The sequence below is a fragment of the Streptomyces lushanensis genome, assembly GCF_001700515.1.
Lineage (GTDB): Bacteria > Actinomycetota > Actinomycetes > Streptomycetales > Streptomycetaceae > Streptomyces > Streptomyces lushanensis.
Genome location: NZ_MAUD01000202.1, coordinates 1 through 18,773 on the forward strand (window position 1 = coordinate 1; position 18,773 = coordinate 18,773).

At 71.0% G+C, this 18,773-nt stretch carries 11 protein-coding genes and 1 tRNA gene; 2 read left to right on the forward strand and 10 right to left on the reverse strand.

The window, feature by feature from the left end; all coding sequences use genetic code 11:
* Window positions 1-354: 354 nt before the first annotated feature.
* The 3 genes from BFF77_RS18125 to BFF77_RS18135 all read right to left on the reverse strand — a co-directional run bounded on the left by BFF77_RS18125 (window position 355) and on the right by BFF77_RS18135 (window position 3,505).
* Window positions 355-1,218 (reverse strand): DUF2637 domain-containing protein, encoded by an 864-nt coding sequence (locus BFF77_RS18125; protein ID WP_079125260.1) that lies wholly within the window; start codon window positions 1,216-1,218, stop codon window positions 355-357.
* A 530-nt stretch (window positions 1,219-1,748) separates the two neighbouring features.
* Window positions 1,749-3,035 (reverse strand): DUF3631 domain-containing protein, encoded by a 1,287-nt coding sequence (locus BFF77_RS18130; protein WP_066950766.1) that lies wholly within the window; start codon window positions 3,033-3,035, stop codon window positions 1,749-1,751.
* 239 nt (window positions 3,036-3,274) lie between these two features.
* Complete coding sequence (locus tag BFF77_RS18135) at window positions 3,275-3,505, reverse strand: hypothetical protein (RefSeq protein ID WP_066950768.1); 231 nt, start codon at window positions 3,503-3,505, stop codon at window positions 3,275-3,277.
* Window positions 3,506-3,599: 94 nt separating this feature from the next.
* Between BFF77_RS18135 and BFF77_RS18140 the strand changes: the two genes are divergently transcribed.
* Together BFF77_RS18140 and BFF77_RS18145 are read left to right on the forward strand one after the other, a co-directional pair.
* Window positions 3,600-4,289: a helix-turn-helix domain-containing protein gene (locus tag BFF77_RS18140; RefSeq protein ID WP_066950771.1), complete on the forward strand. Its 690-nt coding sequence runs from the start codon at window positions 3,600-3,602 to the stop codon at window positions 4,287-4,289.
* On the forward strand, window positions 4,286-5,935 hold the full coding sequence (locus tag BFF77_RS18145; protein WP_066950774.1) for a tyrosine-type recombinase/integrase: 1,650 nt from the start codon (window positions 4,286-4,288) through the stop codon (window positions 5,933-5,935). The genes BFF77_RS18140 and BFF77_RS18145 overlap by 4 nt, the downstream gene beginning before the upstream one ends.
* A 126-nt stretch (window positions 5,936-6,061) precedes the next feature.
* Here the strand turns inward: BFF77_RS18145 and BFF77_RS18150 are convergent.
* From BFF77_RS18150 to BFF77_RS18180, 7 genes are all read right to left on the reverse strand, one after another.
* A tRNA-Thr gene (locus BFF77_RS18150) sits at window positions 6,062-6,138 on the reverse strand.
* Between the two features lie 97 nt (window positions 6,139-6,235).
* A complete protein-coding gene (locus BFF77_RS18155) occupies window positions 6,236-7,786 on the reverse strand; it encodes an alpha/beta hydrolase (protein WP_066950777.1) in 1,551 nt (516 codons plus the stop codon).
* 143 nt (window positions 7,787-7,929) lie between these two features.
* On the reverse strand, window positions 7,930-9,135 hold the full coding sequence (locus tag BFF77_RS18160; protein WP_066950779.1) for a DNA polymerase III subunit delta': 1,206 nt from the start codon (window positions 9,133-9,135) through the stop codon (window positions 7,930-7,932).
* Between the two features lie 272 nt (window positions 9,136-9,407).
* Window positions 9,408-13,004, reverse strand: coding sequence for a dTMP kinase (gene tmk, locus BFF77_RS18165; RefSeq protein WP_245703572.1), 3,597 nt, complete (start codon window positions 13,002-13,004; stop codon window positions 9,408-9,410).
* A 180-nt stretch (window positions 13,005-13,184) separates the two neighbouring features.
* On the reverse strand, window positions 13,185-16,067 hold the full coding sequence (topA, locus tag BFF77_RS18170; protein ID WP_066950781.1) for a type I DNA topoisomerase: 2,883 nt from the start codon (window positions 16,065-16,067) through the stop codon (window positions 13,185-13,187).
* Between the two features lie 375 nt (window positions 16,068-16,442).
* On the reverse strand, window positions 16,443-16,640 hold the full coding sequence (locus BFF77_RS18175; protein ID WP_066950783.1) for a hypothetical protein: 198 nt from the start codon (window positions 16,638-16,640) through the stop codon (window positions 16,443-16,445).
* Between the two features lie 406 nt (window positions 16,641-17,046).
* Window positions 17,047-18,552, reverse strand: coding sequence for a DUF7059 domain-containing protein (locus BFF77_RS18180; protein ID WP_066950786.1), 1,506 nt, complete (start codon window positions 18,550-18,552; stop codon window positions 17,047-17,049).
* Window positions 18,553-18,773: the final 221 nt, after the last annotated feature.

Sequence of the window (18,773 nt, forward strand, 5' to 3'; positions counted from 1 at the left end):
TCCGCCACCCCCGGGGCGGAGATCCCCGAAGTCCGGCCTTGAGTCGGACTCGGGGTACTACTGGCTCCGCCAGGGGCAGCCCGTCCGAACGCACGGCGCCAACGATCCATCAGCGTAGGGGACTTCGTCAGCGGCAGCGGCTCGTCGGGGAAATTCTCGGGGTGGAGCGGGTCGTGCGTCATGGGCGGTTCTCCAGGGAGGCGTGGGGAGGGCATGCGGGGCATCGGGAAGGTCTGGTTGAGTGCGCCTGGGCCCCGCCCTGTCCACAGGTGTGGACGATCACGCGATGCGTAGGGCGGTGACCGGCAGGCCGGGTGACCGGAGAGGGTTCCGGTCACCCGGCGGGGGTTCCGGTCAGCCGCTGGCCGGATCAGTCTCGGCGGAGGCTTCGCGCTCGGCCCGGAGGATGTCCATCACTTCGGTCAGCCGCGTACTGCCGATCGTCAGCTCCTTGTCCTCGACTGCCGTTCGAACGACGGCCCGGGTGAGCTTGCCCTGCTCAGCGGCAGCAGCCCGGCCGATCTCCACGAGTACCTCAAGCGGGGCCCCGGGCGGCCGACCACCGCGCGACTTGCCCTCGGCAGCGTCGGAAGGCGGTTCCGGCGAACGGACGGATGCGGCGGCCGGTCGCTCAGTGGCCTGGCCAGGCTCAGCCAGTAGCTCGGTAGGCCGGAAGCGCTGGACCGGAGCCTCGGCAGACTGGCCAACTGCGGTGGCCGGCGGCTCGGTGGGCTGGACGGATGTGGTGGCCAGTGGTTCCGGCGCCTGCGCGGAGCCTGTGTCCGCGTGGTCGACAGGCCGCTCGACGAGCTGATGAACCTGCCGCATCAGCACGCCGAAGGCCACCATCGCGGCGGCCGGAGGAACCGCGGCGACCACATAGTCGAGGAACGGGACAGTGCTGGCATTGCCCGTACCGCCGACCCCGGCGACGTTCAGCGCGATGGAGCCAACCGAGCCGATGGCGGTCACGGTGATGGCCCATCCGTCGGTGACCCGGCGCAGACCCGCGCGGAGCATGAGCAGCTCACCCGCGACGATGAACGCGTCCAGCGTCGCCGGCCACGCCCAGCGGCGGATCGGTGACGCTCCCAGCCCGTGCTGGCCGGCGACGTCAGCCAGGTGCGCGTAGGAGAGCCAGAACGCTCCGCCGGTCAGGGCGACGATGACTAGGCTGGCCATGATGAGCGCGTATCGCTCGGCATCATGCTTCGTCATCGTCGGCCGCGCCTTGCCTGGCCGGTCACGCGGCGGCTGGTGGTGCGGTGGATGAGAGACGGGGAGGGACGTCAAGCGGGGTACTCCTGTGGTTTCGGTGTGGTGCGTCTTTGTCGTCTTGGCCGTTGCAAGCGCAGGTCAGGGCGGGTACGGCAGCGGCCTCGGCCTTCCGTCTTGGCGGGTGCTGTCGGCGTCTTCGGCCCGGTCGCGAGGGGGCTCAGGCGGTTCGCTGGGCCTGAGCCCGTCTCGGGGTGGCTGCGCCCGAGTCGAGACGGTGGCGTTGCATCTTCCGTCTCGGCGGGTAGGGCTGTGACCGGAGCTGATACGGCAAGGACGCCTAGGACGTCGCAAGACGGATCGGGACAACGTCTTGAGCGGGCAACACGCTGGTCATGATCGCGTTGCCGTCTTGGCCTTGGTTGCCGTCTTGGGCGCATGCCGTTTGACCTGCGAGATCACGGCAGGGACGGCAAGTACGGCAATCAGGGGCGCGGGGCTCAACCCTCGCTGAAGCCGGAGCCGAGGTCGGCTTAGGCGGGGTGGACTGCGGGGCAGTACCGGCGCCAGGCGTCGAGGAACTTGTTGCGCATGTACCCCTTGCGCTGGGTCCGGTCGGCCATGCGGACGTTGCCGGACTTGATGCCGAACTCGCGCAGCATCCTGCTCAGCTCACGAGCCGTCAGCCCGCCGCGTCCCCACTCGGCCCACGGGGCCTCGGGGTCCTGGCGCAGGTGGTGTAGGAGTTCCTCGGTGGACAGGCTGTCCACCTCGCGCTGGGCGACGAAGACTTGGCGGATGTCGGCGAGAATCCGCGCCCCGCTCGGGTGGTCCTCCTCGGCCGCCGCTTCGGCGGCGACCATCCGCGCACACGCGACCCGTGCCAGACGGGGCCAGTGCCCGCCTGCCAGGTCGGCGACGATAACCAGGGGTTCCCAGGTGTCCGCAGCGCGGTTCTCAACCGGCATGTCCGGCTCCAGGTTCGCGGCCTCGTCCAGCAGCGGCTTGGCCCATGCAGCGATGCGGTCGCGCAGATCGTGCAGGGCAGGGATGTCGCGGCGGGAGCGGAAGGGCTTGACCTTCTCACCCTCGGCCCGGCGCCGCATACGGATCACCACCGCCCGGTCCATAACCGTGTCGGGCAGATCGCCGATCCCCGCGATGGCCGCCATGGCGAAGGTCGCGAACCGGTGCGGGGTGTGGTCGTTGCCGACGACCCGGGTGACGTACCGGTTGCGCTGGTGGCCGGCGTTGAGCAGGCCGCGCATCTCCTCGTTCTTCTCGGCCATCTTGGGGGTGCCGAAGATGGTGTCCGCCTCATCCATCAAAAGCGTGGGCGGGTTCTCCTCGGTGATCGACCGGAAGATCGCCGCCGGTGTGGTGTTGATGGTCAACATCGGCTCGTGGACCGTCTCGGTCAGCACGTCCAGTAGCCGCGACTTGCCGCACCGTTTCGCCGGGCCCACCACCGCCAGGCGCGGGGCGTGCTGCCACGCAGGCTGCAGGTGCGTCGCCATCACCCACAAGGTGATCGCGTCGAGGGCCTCCTGTGAGGGTGGGATCACGAACTGGGCGATCTGCCCGCGTAGTTCGTTCAGCAGCTTCGAGCCGTGGGTCGGCTCCGCGTCCGGTATCTCCACGAGTTCGCTCGGCGTCTTGGCCTCGTCGGCGCTGCGGGCGTCCGCATCACCGCTGGGGCTTGGATCGGCGCCGTCAGCCTGCGTGGCGCGCAGGTGGGCCCCGGGCTGGCCGGGGATGGCCGCTGCGGGCCAGACGGCCTGCGCGGGAGCGGAATAGGGTTCGGGGTTCTCGGGTTGCACTCGGCAGCTCCTCGTCTGGCGGTGGCGGGCTCGCACGCCCTTGCCGCCGGGTTGGTTCGTCCAGGGCCGTTTGGGGTTGCTCGGGCCTCCGGCGTTGCACCGCCGGGGCCCACCCCTTTCTCGTTTCTCGCGGGCGCCAGGCCATCGCGAGGGAACACGGACCGTACGTCCACGCTCGGCAACAGTCCAGCGTTTCTGTGTCAGCTCAGCGCAGAATGGTCTGCTATGGTTCCCCGCTTTCATGCGGCCAGGCCCAGCAGGGCCAGCAGGTCCGCAGTCACCACCCGGTAGGCGTTACCCAGCCGCAGCACCTTGCACGGGTACTGGCCGCGCTTCGCCAACTCGTACCCCTTGCTCCGCCCCAGCCCCAACGCCCGGTTACCCGTCTCCAGGTCAATGGCAGCGGGAAGCTCCAGCAGCTCCTCGCGGCTCATGCCCTTCGCCCGGCCGGCGGGTTCGTTCTCGCGCATACGCGCTCCATCCATGACTGAGCCCTCGGCGAACACGACGATTGCGCTCGTCTCCAGGCCATGGAATCAACGTTAGGCAAGCTAATGTGTCTTCATGACACAACACGATTCCGACCATGGATATGAGAAGGACACCGAGGTCGACGATCTCGAATGGGAGGACCACGTCATGGCCACCGTGGCCGGCGAGGTCCGCAGACGACGGAAGGAATTGGGGTGGAGCGCACAGGATGTGGCCGACAGGTGCGAGGAGATCGGCTATCCGATCCCCCGCAACGTGATCGCCAACATGGAGTCCGGCCGCCGCGCCAGCCTGCCCCTGGTCGAGGTCATGGTCCTCGCCAAGACCCTGCGCATGTCACCGATCAGCCTGATCTACCCCGTCGGTTACGCCGCGCAAGTCCGCCAACTTCCCTACGAGGACCCGCGACCGACCTGGGACGCCCTGCAGTGGTTCACCGGCAGCTCGGCTGCCGATGACGCCACCGACTACATGCTCGACCACTTCCTGGCCCACGACCTCGAACTCCGCTCGGCCCTGGCCGCTGTGGAGAGCGAGGACTACGAGCGCTGGAAGGTGAAGACCGCCGCCAACCGCGTCCAACGGGAAGCAGCCGAGCGCGCTCTGGCCCGATACACCGACCAGGCCGCCAACGCCAAGCACGAACTACGCCGCCACCGCGACGCCATCCGCGAAGCCGGCGGCACCCCACCCCACCTGCCCTCGCCGCTCGCCGACGTCGATCCACCGGATACCGACACCACCGAGGTGAATGATTCTTGAAGGGCTCCACCTACCGCCGCTGTTCCTGCCGCGACCCGAAGACCGGCAAGGAACTCGGCACGTCCTGCCCCAAGCGCAACAGCAGGAACCACTGCACCTACTCCGTACGTCAGGAGCTGCCGCCCCGTGAGGACGGCAGTCGAAGGTCCTTCGCCCGTGGCGGCTACGACAGCCGCAAGGCCGCCCAGGCCGACCTCGACCACGTACGCGCCCTCCTGGGGCTGGCCGAGTCGGACGACCCCGAGGGGACGGAGCTGATCGCCGTCATGCTGGCGGAAGTCAGCCGCGAGAAGGCTCCCCTGCCTGACGTCGAGGAGACCCGCCGGCGCCTTAGCGCCGGCCAGAACCTGATCGGCAGCCTGACCGTGAGCGAGTGGCTCGACCGGTGGCTGGCGGGCAAGCGCATACGCAAGTCCGGTCTGAACCGCTACGAGACCGACGTCCGCGTGCACCTGAAGCCGCACATCGGACACCGGCGCCTCGACCGCCTCCGCGTCAGCCACCTCAGCGAGATGTTCACGGACATCCGCGACGCCAACGCGCAGATCCTGGAGGACAACGCCCAACGGCGAGCTGCGATCGACGAGTTGGCGACCGTGCCATGGAAGGGCGCGGAGAACCGCGCCCGCCGCAAGGCGATGAAGGCCGCGATCGACGAGATGCCGCCCTTCCGTCGCATCACCGGCCCCGCCACACGTCTGCACGTCAAGGCGACGCTCCGTGCGTCCCTGAACGACGCGATCGGGCAGCAGATCCTCACGTTCAACCCGGCCGCCCACGTCGAGATCGACCCCGTACGCAAGCCGAAAGCCCTGGTGTGGACGGACGAGCGCGTCGCCAAGTGGGAGCAGACCGGCGAGAAGCCGTCGCCCGTGATGGTCTGGACGCCTCAACAGACCGGCGCCTTCCTCGACTTCGTCGCCGAGGACCGGCTGTACGCGATGTGGCACCTGATCGCGTTCCGCGGCCTGCGCCGTGGCGAGGCATGCGGGCAGCCGTGGTCGGAGACGAACCTGGACGCTCACTCCCTCACCGTCTCCTCCCAACTCGTGCAGGACGGCTGGGAGGTGGAGGCATCGGACCCCAAGACCGACAGCGGCTACCGGGTGGTCGCGCTCGATGACGACACCGTCAACGTTCTGAAGCGGCACCGTGAACGGCAGGACGCGGATCGTGAGGAGTGGAGCTCGGCCTGGGTCGAGACCGGCCACGTCTTCACCCAGGAGGATGGCTCCTGGCTCCACCCCGGCAAGGTGACCGACCTGTTCGAGCGGCTCGTCGCCGCTTCCGGCCTCCCGCCGATCCGGCTGCACGATCTGCGCCACGGCGCGGCCACCCTCATGCTGGCCGCCGACATCGACATCAAGATCGTGTCGGACACCCTCGGACACAGCGACACCCGCATCACGCGGGACATCTACCAGAGCGTCCTGCCTGAAGTCGGCAAGAGCGCCGCCGAGGCCACCGCCAAGCTGGTTCCGCTCCAGCGCAGGGCCGAGGAAGAGAAGGCCGCCCGCAAAGCCGCGAAGGCCGCCAAGAAGGCCAAGGCCAGGAAAACCGGCAAGTGCAACGGCAATCCGGAGAACAAAACGAACACCCAGGCCAGGGCCAGGAAGAAGGCCAAGCGAAAAAAGCCCGAAAAGTAGGTCTCAGGCCACTCCGCTCACGCATCGCTCACGCAGGCAACGTCACGGCGCCCCGGCCGTGTGACCCGCCATGCCCCGAGCAACAGAAAACCCCAGGTCACGGGCTATGTGACCTGGGGCTCACGATGGAGCCGCCTTCGGGATTCGAACCCGAGACCTACGCATTACGAGTGCGTTGCTCTGGCCAACTGAGCTAAGGCGGCTTGCCCTGTGGACCATGGTGTGGTCTGTGGCGCGGCCAAGTCTACACAGTTTCCAGGGGTGCTCCGAACAGGGCCGGGGTGAGGGTCTTGTCGCAGGTCAGGGGCACTTCTTGGCGTTCGGTGGCGGCGTGCCGTCCAGGAGGTAGGTGTTGATCGCCGTGTCGATGCAGTCGCTGCCCCGGCCGTACGCCGTGTGGCCGTCGCCGTCATAGGTGAGCAGGGTGCCGGAGGAGAGCTGGGCGGCCAGGGACTGGGCCCATTTGTACGGGGTCGCCGGGTCGCGGGTGGTGCCGACCACGACGATCGGGGCCGCGCCCTTCGCCTCGATGCGGTGCGGGGCGCCGGTGGCCTTGGTGGGCCAGTAGGCGCAGTTCAGGGAGGCCCAGGCGAGGCCCCTGCCGAAGACCGGGGAGGCCTGTTCGAAGGAGGGGAGCGCCTGGGTGACCTCTTCGGGGCTGGTGAAGGCGGGCGGGAGGTCCAGGCAGTTCACGGCCGAGTTGGCGTACATCAGGTTGGCGTACGAACCGTCGCCGTCGCGCTCGTAGTACAAGTCGGCCAGCCCGAGCAGAGGAGCGCCGTCGCCGTCCATCGCGGCGGCCAGGGCTTCACGGAGCTGCGGCCAGGCGGATTCGTCGTACATCGCGGCGATCACACCGGTCGTGGCGAGGGACTCCCCCAGCGGGCGGCTCTCGCCGGTGGGGACGGGCCTGGCGTCCAGGGTGAGGAAGAAGGCCTTCATCCGGGTCGTGACCTCGGCTGCGGAGGTACTGCCCAGAGGGCACTCCGGCTGTTTGACACAGTCCTGGGCGAAGGACTGGAAGGCCGTCTCGAAGCCGGCCGTCTGATCGCGGTTCAGGTCGCGGGCCGGCAGGGACGGATCCATCGCGCCGTCCAGGACCAGACGGCCCGTGCGCTCCGGGAACAGCTCGGCGTACGTCGCCCCGAGGAAGGTGCCGTACGAGGCGCCCACGTACGACAGCTTCTTGTCGTCCAGCGCGGCGCGGAAGATGTCCATGTCACGGGCCGCCTCGACCGTGGAGACATGCGGGAGGACATCGCCGGAACGCTTGTCGCAGCCCTGGGCGAACCTCTTGAAGGACGCGGCCAGCAGCCCGGTCTCGGCCGGGTCGTCAGGAGTCTGGTCGACCTGCGTGTACGCGTCCATCTCCGCGCCCGTGAGGCATTCGACCGGCTCGCTGCGGGCGACTCCGCGCGGGTCGATGGCCGCCATGTCGTACCGGGCGCGGACCGGGGCCGGATAGCCGATGCCCGCGTACCCCTGGAGATAACCGATCGCCGAACCGCCGGGGCCGCCCGGATTGACCAGGAGCGAGCCGAGCCGTGTGCCCGGTCCCGTGGCCTTCTTCCGGGCGACGGCCAGCTTGATCTCGGTCCCGTCCGGCTCGGCGTAGTCGAGCGGGGCCTTGAGCGTGGCGCACTGGAACCCCGGGGCTCCGCACGCGCGCCACGTGAGCTTCTGGTCGTAGAACCTCTTCAGGGCCGCCGGGTCCGCGGCCGTCGTGCCGGGACTCGTCGTGCCGGAGGGCCCGGAGGTCGACGTGCCCGAGGTCGGCGTACAGCCGAAGATCAGCAGACCGGCCGCCGCCAACGCGGTGGCGGAGACACGGAACAGGCGCCTGTTGTCCATCCGGCGAGACTAGCCGCCGGATGGCCTATGCCACCCGCCGGTACTCATACGGATGAATCCACCGATTATCGGTATCAGTCCTCCGGCACCGTCGGCCCGTCGGCCACGCCGGCCCACCGGCACCGTCGACGCCACCGGCACCGTCAGCCCGCCCGCAGAGACACCGCCATCGCCTCCACCGCCAGCAGCGGCGCCACATTGCGGTCCAGCGCCTGGCGGCAGGAGCTGATCGCCTCTATCCGGCGCAGGGTGCGCTCGGGCGTCGAGGCGCGGGCGACCCGGTCCAGCGCGTCCCGTACGTCCCCGTTGGCGAGCGCGACCCGCGAGCCGAACTGGAGCGCCAGCACATCGCGGTAGAAGCCGGTCAGATCCGTGAGGGCGAGGTCGAGGCTGTCCCGCTGCGTACGGGTGGAACGCCGCTTCTGCCGGTCGGCCAGCTCCTTCATCACCCCCGCCGTCCCCCGGGGCATCCGGCCGCCCGCCGAGGCGCCGAGCGCGGCCTTCATGTCCTCCGTCTCCTTGACGTCCACGTCCTCGGCGACCTGCTTGGCGTCCTCCGTCGCGGCGTCGATCAGCTCCTGGGCCGCCTTGAGACAACCCCCGATGTCGTCCACGCGCAGCGGCATCCTGAGCACGGTGGCACGGCGCGCGCGGGCCCGATCGTCGGTGGCGAGGCGGCGGGCGCGGCCGATGTGTCCCTGCGTGGCACGGGCGGCGGCATGGGCGGCCTCCGGCTCGATGCCGTCGCGCCGGATCAGCACATCGGCGACCGCCTCCACCGGTGGCGTACGCAGGACAAGATGACGGCAGCGCGAGCGGATGGTGGGCAGGACGTCCTCCAGAGAGGGCGCGCAGAGGAGCCAGACCGTGCGGGGGGCCGGCTCCTCCACCGCCTTCAGCAGGACATTGCCCGCGCCCTCGGTGAGGCGGTCGGCGTCCTCCAGCACGATGACCTGCCAGCGGCCTCCGGCCGGGGAGAGCTGAGCGCGGCGCACCAGCTCACGGGTCTCCTTGACGCCGATGGAGAGCAGGTCCGTACGGATCACCTCGACGTCGGCATGCGTACCGATCAGGCTCGTATGACACCCGTCGCAGAACCCGCAGCCCGGCTCTCCGCCGAGCGCGCGGTCAGGACCGACGCACTGGAGCGCGGCGGCGAAGGCACGGGCCGCGGTGGACCGGCCCGAGCCCGGCGGCCCGGTGAACAGCCACGCGTGCGTCATCTTCGACGCCTCGGGCGGCGGGGTGCCCGAGGCCTCGGCCGTCACCCGCGCGTCGGCGTCACGGGCGGCGGCGGAGAGCGCCACATGAAGGCGGTCCTGCCCGACCAGGTCGTCCCATACGGTCATACGCCGTCACCGCTCCTTGCCGTCCGCTGCCCTGCCGTGCGCGTGGTCGCGCGTGTGGTTGGTCGCTCGTGCGTGGTCACTCATGACTGGTCGCGGCCGACGGCATTCCTGAGCACGCACCGAGCCGCTCGGAGCGCTCCGTACCGCTCCGATCCCATTGTGGCGCCGGGGTCTGACAGTCCGGGCGGCGGCGTGACGGTCCCCGGCCGGGGCTGACGGCCCGGGCGCGGGGCCTGACAGCCGGGCCGGGAGCCCGTCCCCCACCGCACGGCTCAGCGGCGGCGGCGCCCGTTGCCGGTCTCGTCGTCGTCCTCGTGCGGGCCGAGCAGTTCGTCCGCCAGGCTCGGAAGATCGTCCAGCGGAGTCTCCTCCGCCCAGTCCGAGCGGCGGCGCGGACGCTGCGGTTCCGGCTCCGCGCTGCCCGGCGGAGGGAACTGCGGCAGCTCGCGCGTGCGCTCGTTGCCGCTCTCGGCGGGCGGAGCCGGTTCGTCCTCGCGGAAGAAGCCCTGCGGCACCCGGTCGGCGGGATCGCTGTTCCGTACGGGCGGGAGTACGGCGGTCTCGTCGGCCGCGCGTGCGTCCCGCGCGTCCCTGACCTCGCGCCCACCGGTGCCCCGGTCGTCCGCGGACCCGGCACCGGAGCGGGAATCAGCGCCGGTGCCGACGCCGGAACCGGATGCGGAACCGGTGCCGGAACCAGCGTCCGTCCCCCGCCCCCCGTCCCCCGCCGGCGCCGACGGCACCTGCGGCAGCACAGCCGTCTCGTCCGCCGCGGACCTCTCGGGCCGCTCCGGCACCCGCGGAATGACCCTCGTCTCCTCGGCGTCCCGCGCCCTCGCCACCCGCGGATCGTCCGGGCGTACCGCCGGGACCTCCTGCGTCACCGCGTTCGGAGCGTCCTCCGGCTTCGAAGCGTCGGTCCGCTGCGAAGCGTCCGCCGGCCTCGGGGCCGCCGTCGGCTTCTGCAGGAACGGCACGACCGGCGTCGGCACCGTGATCTCGTTCGGCGAAACCGACGGGCCCGCGGCCGAGCCGGCGGCCGGACCAGCGCCGGAATCTCCGTCAAGATCCCCGGCAGAAGCTCCCGCGGCTCCGCCGGCCCCCGCCGACTCCTCCGCGAGCCGCCGCGCCTCCTCGGCCCGGAGCAGGGACTCCTCCGCCCTGCGCTGCTTCTCCCGGCGCCGCTCCTCGGCCTCCGCACGCAGCCTGGCCTCTTCCTGGGCCTGCCTCCTGAGCCGCGCCTGCTCCACCTCGTACGCCCGCTCCTCGGCCTCCCGCCGCCGGCGCTCCTCCTCGGCCAGCCGCCGCGCCTCCTCGGCACGCTGCCTGGCCTCCTCCGCCTGCCGCTCGGCCTCGCGCTGCCGCTCCTCCTCCAGCTCGCGGCGCTTGCGCTCCTCCTCCTCGGCCCGGAGCTTGGCGAGCTGGGCCTGGCGCTCACGCTCCAGCCGCTCCTCCTCCGCCTTGCGCGCGGCCTCTTCCTCGACCTTGCGGCGGGCCTCCTCGACGGCGGCCTTCCGCGCCTCCTCCCGGGCCCTCACCTCGGCCTCGGAGAGCGGCAGCATCTGGTCGAGCCGGTGCCGTACGACCGTGGTGACCGCCTCCGGCTCCTGGCCGCCGTCCACGACGAGATAGCGGGCGGGGTCGGCGGCGGCGAGGGTGAGGAAGCCCGACCGCACCCGCTGGTGGAACTCGGCCGGCTCGGACTCCAGCCGGTCCGGGGCCTCCGTGAAGCGCTCGCGCGCCGTCTCCGGGGAGACATCGAGCAGCACGGTGAGGTGCGGTACGAGACCGTCCGTCGCCCAGCGCGAGATACGGGCGATCTCGGTCGGCGAGAGGTCCCGCCCCGCGCCCTGGTAGGCCACGGACGAGTCGATGTAGCGGTCGGAGATGACGATCGCGCCACGCTCCAGGGCCGGGCGTACGACCGAGTCCACATGCTCGGCGCGGTCGGCGGCGTACAGCAGTGCCTCCGCGCGGTTCGACAGACCGGCGCTCGACACGTCCAGCAGGATCGAGCGCAGGCGCTTGCCGACCGGCGTGGCGCCCGGCTCGCGGGTGACCACCACTTCGTGGCCCTTGGCACGGATCCATTCGGCCAGCGCCTCGACCTGGGTCGACTTGCCGGCGCCGTCGCCGCCTTCGACCGCCAGGAAGAACCCGCTTCCGGCCGGAGCCAGAGCCGGGTCCGCGCCCCCGCGCAGCGCGTCCCGCAGATCACGACGCAGCGGGACACCGGAACGGTCGTCCGTCTTGGCGAGGACGACCGCCGCGACCGGAAGCAACAGCGCGCCTACCAGCATCAGCGTGAAGGCGGCGCCGCCGTGCGCGAAGACGAAGGTTCCATTGGCGAGGCGGTGCGGGCCGATGGCCGCGGCGACGAGGGGGGCGACAACCACGCCGAGTGCGACACAGACCCTTACGACGGCTTGAAGGTGTTCGGTGACTCGACTACGACGGTACTCCTCCGTCTCCAGGTCGATGAGCGCGTGGCCGGTACTCGCCACCACCCCGGCCGCGAAGCCCACGAACAGTGCGAGGAACAGGACGGTCGCCGTGTCCGGCACCAGCCCCATCGCCAGCAGCGCGACACCCGTGAGCGCGATGGCCAGCGCGAACAGGCGCCGACGCGACAGCGCGGGCAGCACCTTCGCGGCGCGGCGGACACCGAGTCCCGTACCGCCGGTCAGCGCGAGGACCAGCAGGGCGAAGGTGACAGGGCCGCCGCCGAGGTCCCTGGCATGGAGTACGGAGACGGCCACGGCCGACGCGACGGCTCCCGCGATCGTTCCGCACGCGAGGACCAGCAGCGGGAGCGCGCCCGTACGCCCCTTCTCCCGCCCCCCGGCGCCGCTCGCGCCCCCACCGGTGGCCGACGGCCGGCGCAGCCCTTCCAGCGGGGAGCGCGGACGCGGCGTATGACCGTCGGGCAGTTCCAGGAAGTACACCGTGGACACGGACGCGGCGAACAGTCCCGCCGCGACATACGAGCCGAGGGCCGCCTGATGCAGCGAGAACCACTCGATGCCCGTGCCGAGCAGATTCCCGATCAGCGTGGCGACGAGCAGCACGGCCGCCGCGGCGGGCACCGCGGCGAAGGCAGTACGGAGCGAGAGCCGGCGCAGCGCGTCGAAGTGGTCGGGAAGCGGGCGTACGGCGGCGCCCTCCAGCGGCGGAGCCGGCAGCAGGGCGGGAGCGGCGCTCTCCTCGGCGACCGTCCAGAACCTCTCGGCGGCGCCGAGGACGAAGACGGTGGCGAGGAGGATCGGAAGCGCGCGATCCGGTGACCATTCGAGCCAGAGCGGCGCGATGATGAGCAGCACGAGCCGGAGCACATCCGCGACGATCATCGTCCAGCGGCGGTCCAGCGGCCCGCCGTCCCTCGCGGGTTTGGCGGACTTCGGTTTGGCGGACTTCCTCGTCGCCCTGCCCGTCGCCCTGGTCGCCCCGTCGATGCCGGCGGCGGCGTCGGGTCCCGCGGCCGAGCCCGCCGCATCCGTGTCGGCGGCAGCGGCCGGTACGGGCCGCGCCCCGCTGCCCGGCGCGAGCAGCCCGGAGAGCGGACCGAGGAGGACCGCTCCGAAGAGCAGCGTGGCAAGGACCCGTGCGCCGAACACCGCCGCGACGGCGAACGCCGCGCCCCGGTAGCCCGCGCCGAACGAGTCCTCGGCGATCGCCGCCTGCAACGACAGCAGCAGAAGCACGAGTACGGCGAGTACATCGCCGATGCCGCCGGCGAACTGCGCCCCCCACAACCGCCTGAGCGGAGGAAGGCGCAGCAGAGACCGTACGGCACGCTCGCGTGAGTCTGCGGCAAGTGCGTCGGAGTCCGAGGAGGGGCTCACGACCATTGGCTGCTCGGCTCGCGTCATCCGCCCAGCCTATCCGGAGCTGTTGACTCCCTGGAGCCCCGCCCGAACACGTGGGCGCACACATGTCCGAGGCAACCGTTCACCCGACCCCGCTACGCCCCCGGCGCACGCCCCCGCGCGCTCACACGCACCGGTGAACCTGACCCAGTTCGTCCTTTTTTGCCGCTCGTCCCACTCGTCCTACTCGTCGGCCTCGGCGGACGAGGCCGCCCGGGTGGGCGCCGTACGGGCGGTCGCCGCCCCGGCCGACGTGGTCTTCGCGGACGCCGTCTTCTTGGCCACCGCGCTCGCCGCGGTCTTCGCCGTCGTCGTCTTCTTCGCCGCGGCCTTCTTCGCCGTCGTCGCCTTCTTGGCCGGTGCCTTCTTCGCCGGAGCCTTGGCCGTCTTCTTCGCGGTCTTCTTGGCCGGGCCCTTCGCCCGCTTCTCCGCGAGCAGCTCGTACCCCCGCTCCGGAGTGATCTCCTCGACGCTGTCCCCGGTGCGCAAGGTCGCGTTCGTCTCGCCGTCCGTGACATACGGACCGAAACGCCCGTCCTTGACCACGACCGGGCGCTCGCTCACCGGATCCGTACCCAGCTCCTTCAGCGGCGGCTTGGCCGCGGCCCGCCCCCGCTGCTTGGGCTGCGCGTAGATCGCCAGCGCCTCGTCCAGCGTGATGCTGAAGAGCTGGTCCTCGCTCACCAGCGACCGCGAGTCCGTGCCCTTCTTCAGATACGGGCCGTACCGGCCGTTCTGCGCGGTGATCTCGACGCCTTCGGCGTCCGCGCCGACCACGCGCGGCAGCGACATCAGCTTCAGCGCGTCGTCCAGCGTGACCGTGTCCAGGGACATGGACTTGAAGAGTGAGGCGGTACGGGGCTTGACCGCGTTCTTGCCGGTCTTCGGAGTGCCGTCCGGCAGGATCTCCGTGACATACGGACCGTACCGGCCGTCCTTCGCCACGATCTGATGACCGGTCACCGGATCGGCGCCCAGCTCGAAGTCACCACTCGGCTTGGCCAGCAGCTCCTCCGCGTGCTCGACCGTCAGCTCGTCGGGCGCCAGGTCCTCCGGCACATCGGCGCGCTGGTGGCCCTCCTCGTCCTTCTCCCCGCGCTCCACGTACGGGCCGTACCGGCCGACGCGCAGCATGATGCCGTCGCCGACGGGGAAGGAGGAGATCTCGCGCGCGTCGATCGCTCCGAGGTCGGTGACCAGCTCCTTGAGACCACCGAGGTGATCGCCGTCGCCATTGCCCGCGCCCGACGCGAGACCCGCGTTGTCGTCGCCCTCGCCGAAGTAGAAACGCCTCAGCCACGGCACGGCCTGGGCCTCGCCCCGCGCGATGCGGTCGAGATCGTCCTCCATCCTGGCCGTGAAGTCGTAGTCGACCAGCCGGCCGAAGTGCTTCTCCAGCAGATTGACCACGGCGAAGGAGAGGAACGACGGGACGAGCGCCGTGCCCTTCTTGAAGACATAGCCGCGGTCGAGGATGGTGCCGATGATCGAGGCGTAGGTCGACGGACGGCCGATCTCGCGCTCTTCCAGCTCCTTGACCAGCGAGGCCTCGGTGTAGCGGGCCGGCGGCTTGGTCGCGTGGCCGTCGACCGACAGCTCCTCGGCGGTGAGCGGATCGCCCTCGGCGACCTGAGGCAGCCGGCGCTCGCGGTCGTCCAGCTCCGCGTTCGGGTCGTCCGCGCCCTCGACATACGCCTTCATGAAGCCGTGGAAGGTGATCGTCTTGCCGGACGCGGAGAATTCCGCGTCCCGGCCGTCGCTCGCCCGGCCGCCGATCTTGACGGTGACGCTGTTGCCGACCGCGTCCTTCATCTGGGAGGCGACGGTCCGCTTCCAGATCAGCTCGTACAGCTTGAACTGGTCGCCGCTCAGTCCCGTCTCCGCGGGCGTGCGGAAACGGTCGCCCGAGGGACGGATCGCCTCGTGCGCCTCCTGCGCGTTCTTGACCTTGCCCGCGTACGTGCGCGGCTTGTCCGGCAGATAGCTCGCCCCGTACAACTGCGTGACCTGCGCGCGGGCCGCCGAGACCGCCGTGTCCGAGAGGGTCGTGGAGTCCGTACGCATATAGGTGATGAAGCCGTTCTCGTACAGCTTCTGCGCGACCTGCATCGTGGACTTCGCCCCGAAGCCCAGCTTGCGCGAGGCCTCCTGCTGGAGCGTCGTCGTACGGAACGGCGCGTACGGGGAGCGGCGGTACGGCTTGGACTCGACCGAGCGGACCGAGAAGGCGGTGTTCTCCAGGGCGGCGGCCAGCGCCCGTGCGTTGGCCTCGTCCAGATGCAGCACCTGGTCGGACTTGAGCTGTCCGTCCGGACCGAAATCACGGCCCTGCGCGACACGCCGGCCGTCGACCGCGTTCAGCCGGGCGACGAGCGAGGACGGATCGGAGGCGTCTCCGGCCCGGCCGGTGGAGAACGTGCCGGTCAGGTCCCAGTACTCGGCGGAGCGGAACGCGATGCGCTCGCGCTCCCGCTCGACGACGAGCCGGGTGGCGACGGACTGAACACGGCCCGCGGAGAGGCCGCGCATGACCTTCTTCCACAGGACCGGCGAGACCTCGTAGCCGTAGAGACGGTCGAGGATACGGCGGGTCTCCTGCGCGTCGACCATGCGCGTGTTCAGCTCGCGCGGATTGGCGACGGCGGCCCTGATCGCGTCCTTGGTGATCTCGTGGAAGACCATCCGCTTGACCGGGACCTTGGGCTTGAGGACTTCCTGGAGATGCCAGGCGATGGCCTCGCCCTCGCGGTCCTCATCGGTGGCGAGGTAGAGCTCGTCGGATTCGGCCAGCAGCTCCTTGAGCTTTCTGACCTGGGCCTTCTTGTCGGCGTTGACGACATAGATCGGTTGGAAGTCATGCTCGACGTCCACACCGAGGCGGCGTACCTCGCCGGTGTACTTCTCGGGCACCTCCGCGGCGCCGTTCGGGAGGTCGCGGATGTGCCCGACGCTCGCCTCGACGACGTAGCCGGGGCCGAGGTACCCCTTGATCGTCTTCGCCTTGGCAGGCGACTCGACGATGACGAGTCGGCGGCCGCCGTGTGCGGTCTCGCTGGTCGGGGACAACTTCGCTCTTCTCTCCGGTCGACGCTCGGTGGGTCCGTACGGCAGTACGGCGCGTACGGCACGGCCGGGCGCGGACGGCCCAGCGGTGACGCTGCTTCGCTGCGGAGTGTGACGGTACAACCCGCCCCCGTGTCAAACGGCGAAAGCCCGCAACGGCCACTCGAACGGTAACCCGACTCCGGCCATTCCTGCCGCCCGGACCCCCATGCCCGTCGCGTCGGGCCACGCCGCCCGTGCTCGCGCCGAGGCGTTCGCGAAGAGCCGTGCGCGAGGGCGGCGAAACCCGTACGGTGCAGGTCCGGCGGCCCGGCGGCGGTCCGCGCGGGTCTGTTCGATCATGGCGCGGCGGAGCCGGTCAGGCTCCGGGAAAGGGGATCAGATACGACTGAAACACCACACGCCGAGGGCGAGAAAGACCACGCCCGAGAGTGTCGCGAGCGTGATGGACGCCGCAGGCCGCACTCCGTGGGCGACCGGCGCGCGGTGGAGCACGCGTGCCACCGTCCACAGCAGCAGTCCGGCGCCGAACAGCGCGAAAACCGCTCCCGCGAAAACCGCCGGCCCGCTCTCCATTGCCCGTACCTCGCTCCGCGCGTGGCGCCCCTCGTGCGGCACCAGGGATTCAGAGGGCCGAGGCTGGCACCTCAGGGCGTCAGGACCACGAACTCCGGGTGAACGCCACGGACGTGTTCACCGGCCCTCCCGGCGGCCGGGCTGGGACAGCAGCGGCGCGCGGCACCGGCCGGCACAGGGCCGCCGGGCCCCACCGCGCGGTGGACGGCGGTGGTATGCGGGACGGACCGGCGCGGGACGGACCGGCGCGGAACGGACCGGCGCGGAACGGGCCGGCGCGGAACGGGCCGACACGGCAGGGGCAGGCGCCAGGGACAGGGCAGCTCTTCCCCGGGGCGCCGGAGGCGGGCGCCCCGGGCGAAATCCGCCGCCCCGGTCAGGCCGGAGCGTCGGAACGACCGGAGCGTCAGAACGATGTCGGCGCCGGTTCCAGGAAGCCCTCCTCCACCAGCAGCCGGATCGCCTGTGGCGTCCGGTCACGGAGCAGCACCGGATCCTCCTGCATGAGCTGGGCGATCGCGTCGAGAATCCGCCCGGCGCTCAGCCTCCCGTCGCAGACGCCCGCGAACCCGGCCGCCACCGCGTCGACCTTCGTGGCCCGCCGCATCCCCCGGTGCTGCCTCAGCACCACATGCTCGGGATCCTCGGCACCCGGCACTCCCACCTGCTCCTGGACGACTTCGGGCGCCAGCAGGAAATGGCCGGTCAGAATGCCCGCGTCATCGTGCGCGCGCAGATAGTCCTGCCGCTCGAAATGGGCCCGTACGGTCTCGCCGAGCGGCTGCTCGACCGGATGCGGCCACTCCTCCACGACGATCGACTGCCGCTCGGCGCCCGACTTCCTGAGCGTGATCCAGCCGAAACCGACCGCCTTGGTCTTGCGGGCCTCGAACTCGTCCAGCCACGCCTCGTACCGCGCGGCGTACTCCTGCGGGTCCTCGCGGTGGTCGCCGCTGTCGCGCAGCCACAGCTCCGCGTACTGCGTCACGTCCTGGACCTCGCGCTGCACGATCCAGGCGTCGCAGCCGGCCGGCACCCAGGAACGCAGCCGCTGCTCCCACTCCTCCCCCTCCACGTGCTGCCAGTTGGCGAGGAAATGCGCGAATCCGCCGGTGCGCAGCCGCTCGCCCGCCTGCTGGACGAGCGTGCGGCACAGATCGTCCCCGCCCATCCCGCCGTCACGGTAGGTCAAGCGGGCGCCGGGCGAGATGACGAACGGCGGGTTGGAGACGATCAGGTCGTACGTCTCGTCCCCCACCGGCTCGAAGAGCGAACCCTCGCGCAGCTCGGCGGGCGGCGCGTCGGAGAGGGCCAGCGTCAGCCGGGTGAAGCCGAGCGCCCGCGGATTGAGATCGGTGGCGGTGACCCTTACGGCGTGCTGGGCCGCGTGCAGGGCCTGGATACCGGAGCCCGTGCCGAGATCGAGCGCCCTCTCGACGGGTCTCCTCACGGTGATCCCCGCCAGGGTCGTGGAGGCTCCGCCCACCCCGAGCACCACTCCCTCGTCATGGCCGCTCGCCCCCGCGGCGCCTCCGACGGCGAGCCCCAGGTCGGAGACGATGAACCAGTCCTGTCCCTCCGGCCCGCCGTACGGCCGGACGTCCACCGTCGCGCGGATCTCCTGCCCGTCCCGGACGAGCCAGCCGTCGGCCAGCACCTCCTCCAGGGGCAGCGCGGCAGCGGCGCGCTCCTCCGGAACCGGCTTCTGGAGCAGGAAGAGCCGCACGAGCGTTTCGAGCGGGGTGTCGCCACGGGTGGCGCGCAGCGCGGGCACGGTCTCGCTGCGGGCCAGAGCCGCGTACGCGGGCGCGCCGAGCAGATCGAGCAGTCCGTCGGCGGTGAAATCGGCGGCGAGCAGGGCGGCACGGAGTCGGGGCGAGTGGTCGGGCGCGGGAAGGCTGGTCGTACTCACCCGCCCATTGTGGCGGCTCCCACTGACAACGGCCCGCGGCCCGGTCCCTCCGTTCGGGGGACCGGGCCGCGGTGTCATGTTCGAGAGCGTCCAAGAGCGGATGTACGGGCGGGGTCCGGGCCCTGTCGGCCCAGCCGTCGGGCGAGGGACGCCACGGGCTGGGGACAGGTGTCAGAAGTCAAGTACGGAGCACCGGGACGCCAGGGGAGAAGCGGTGGCGC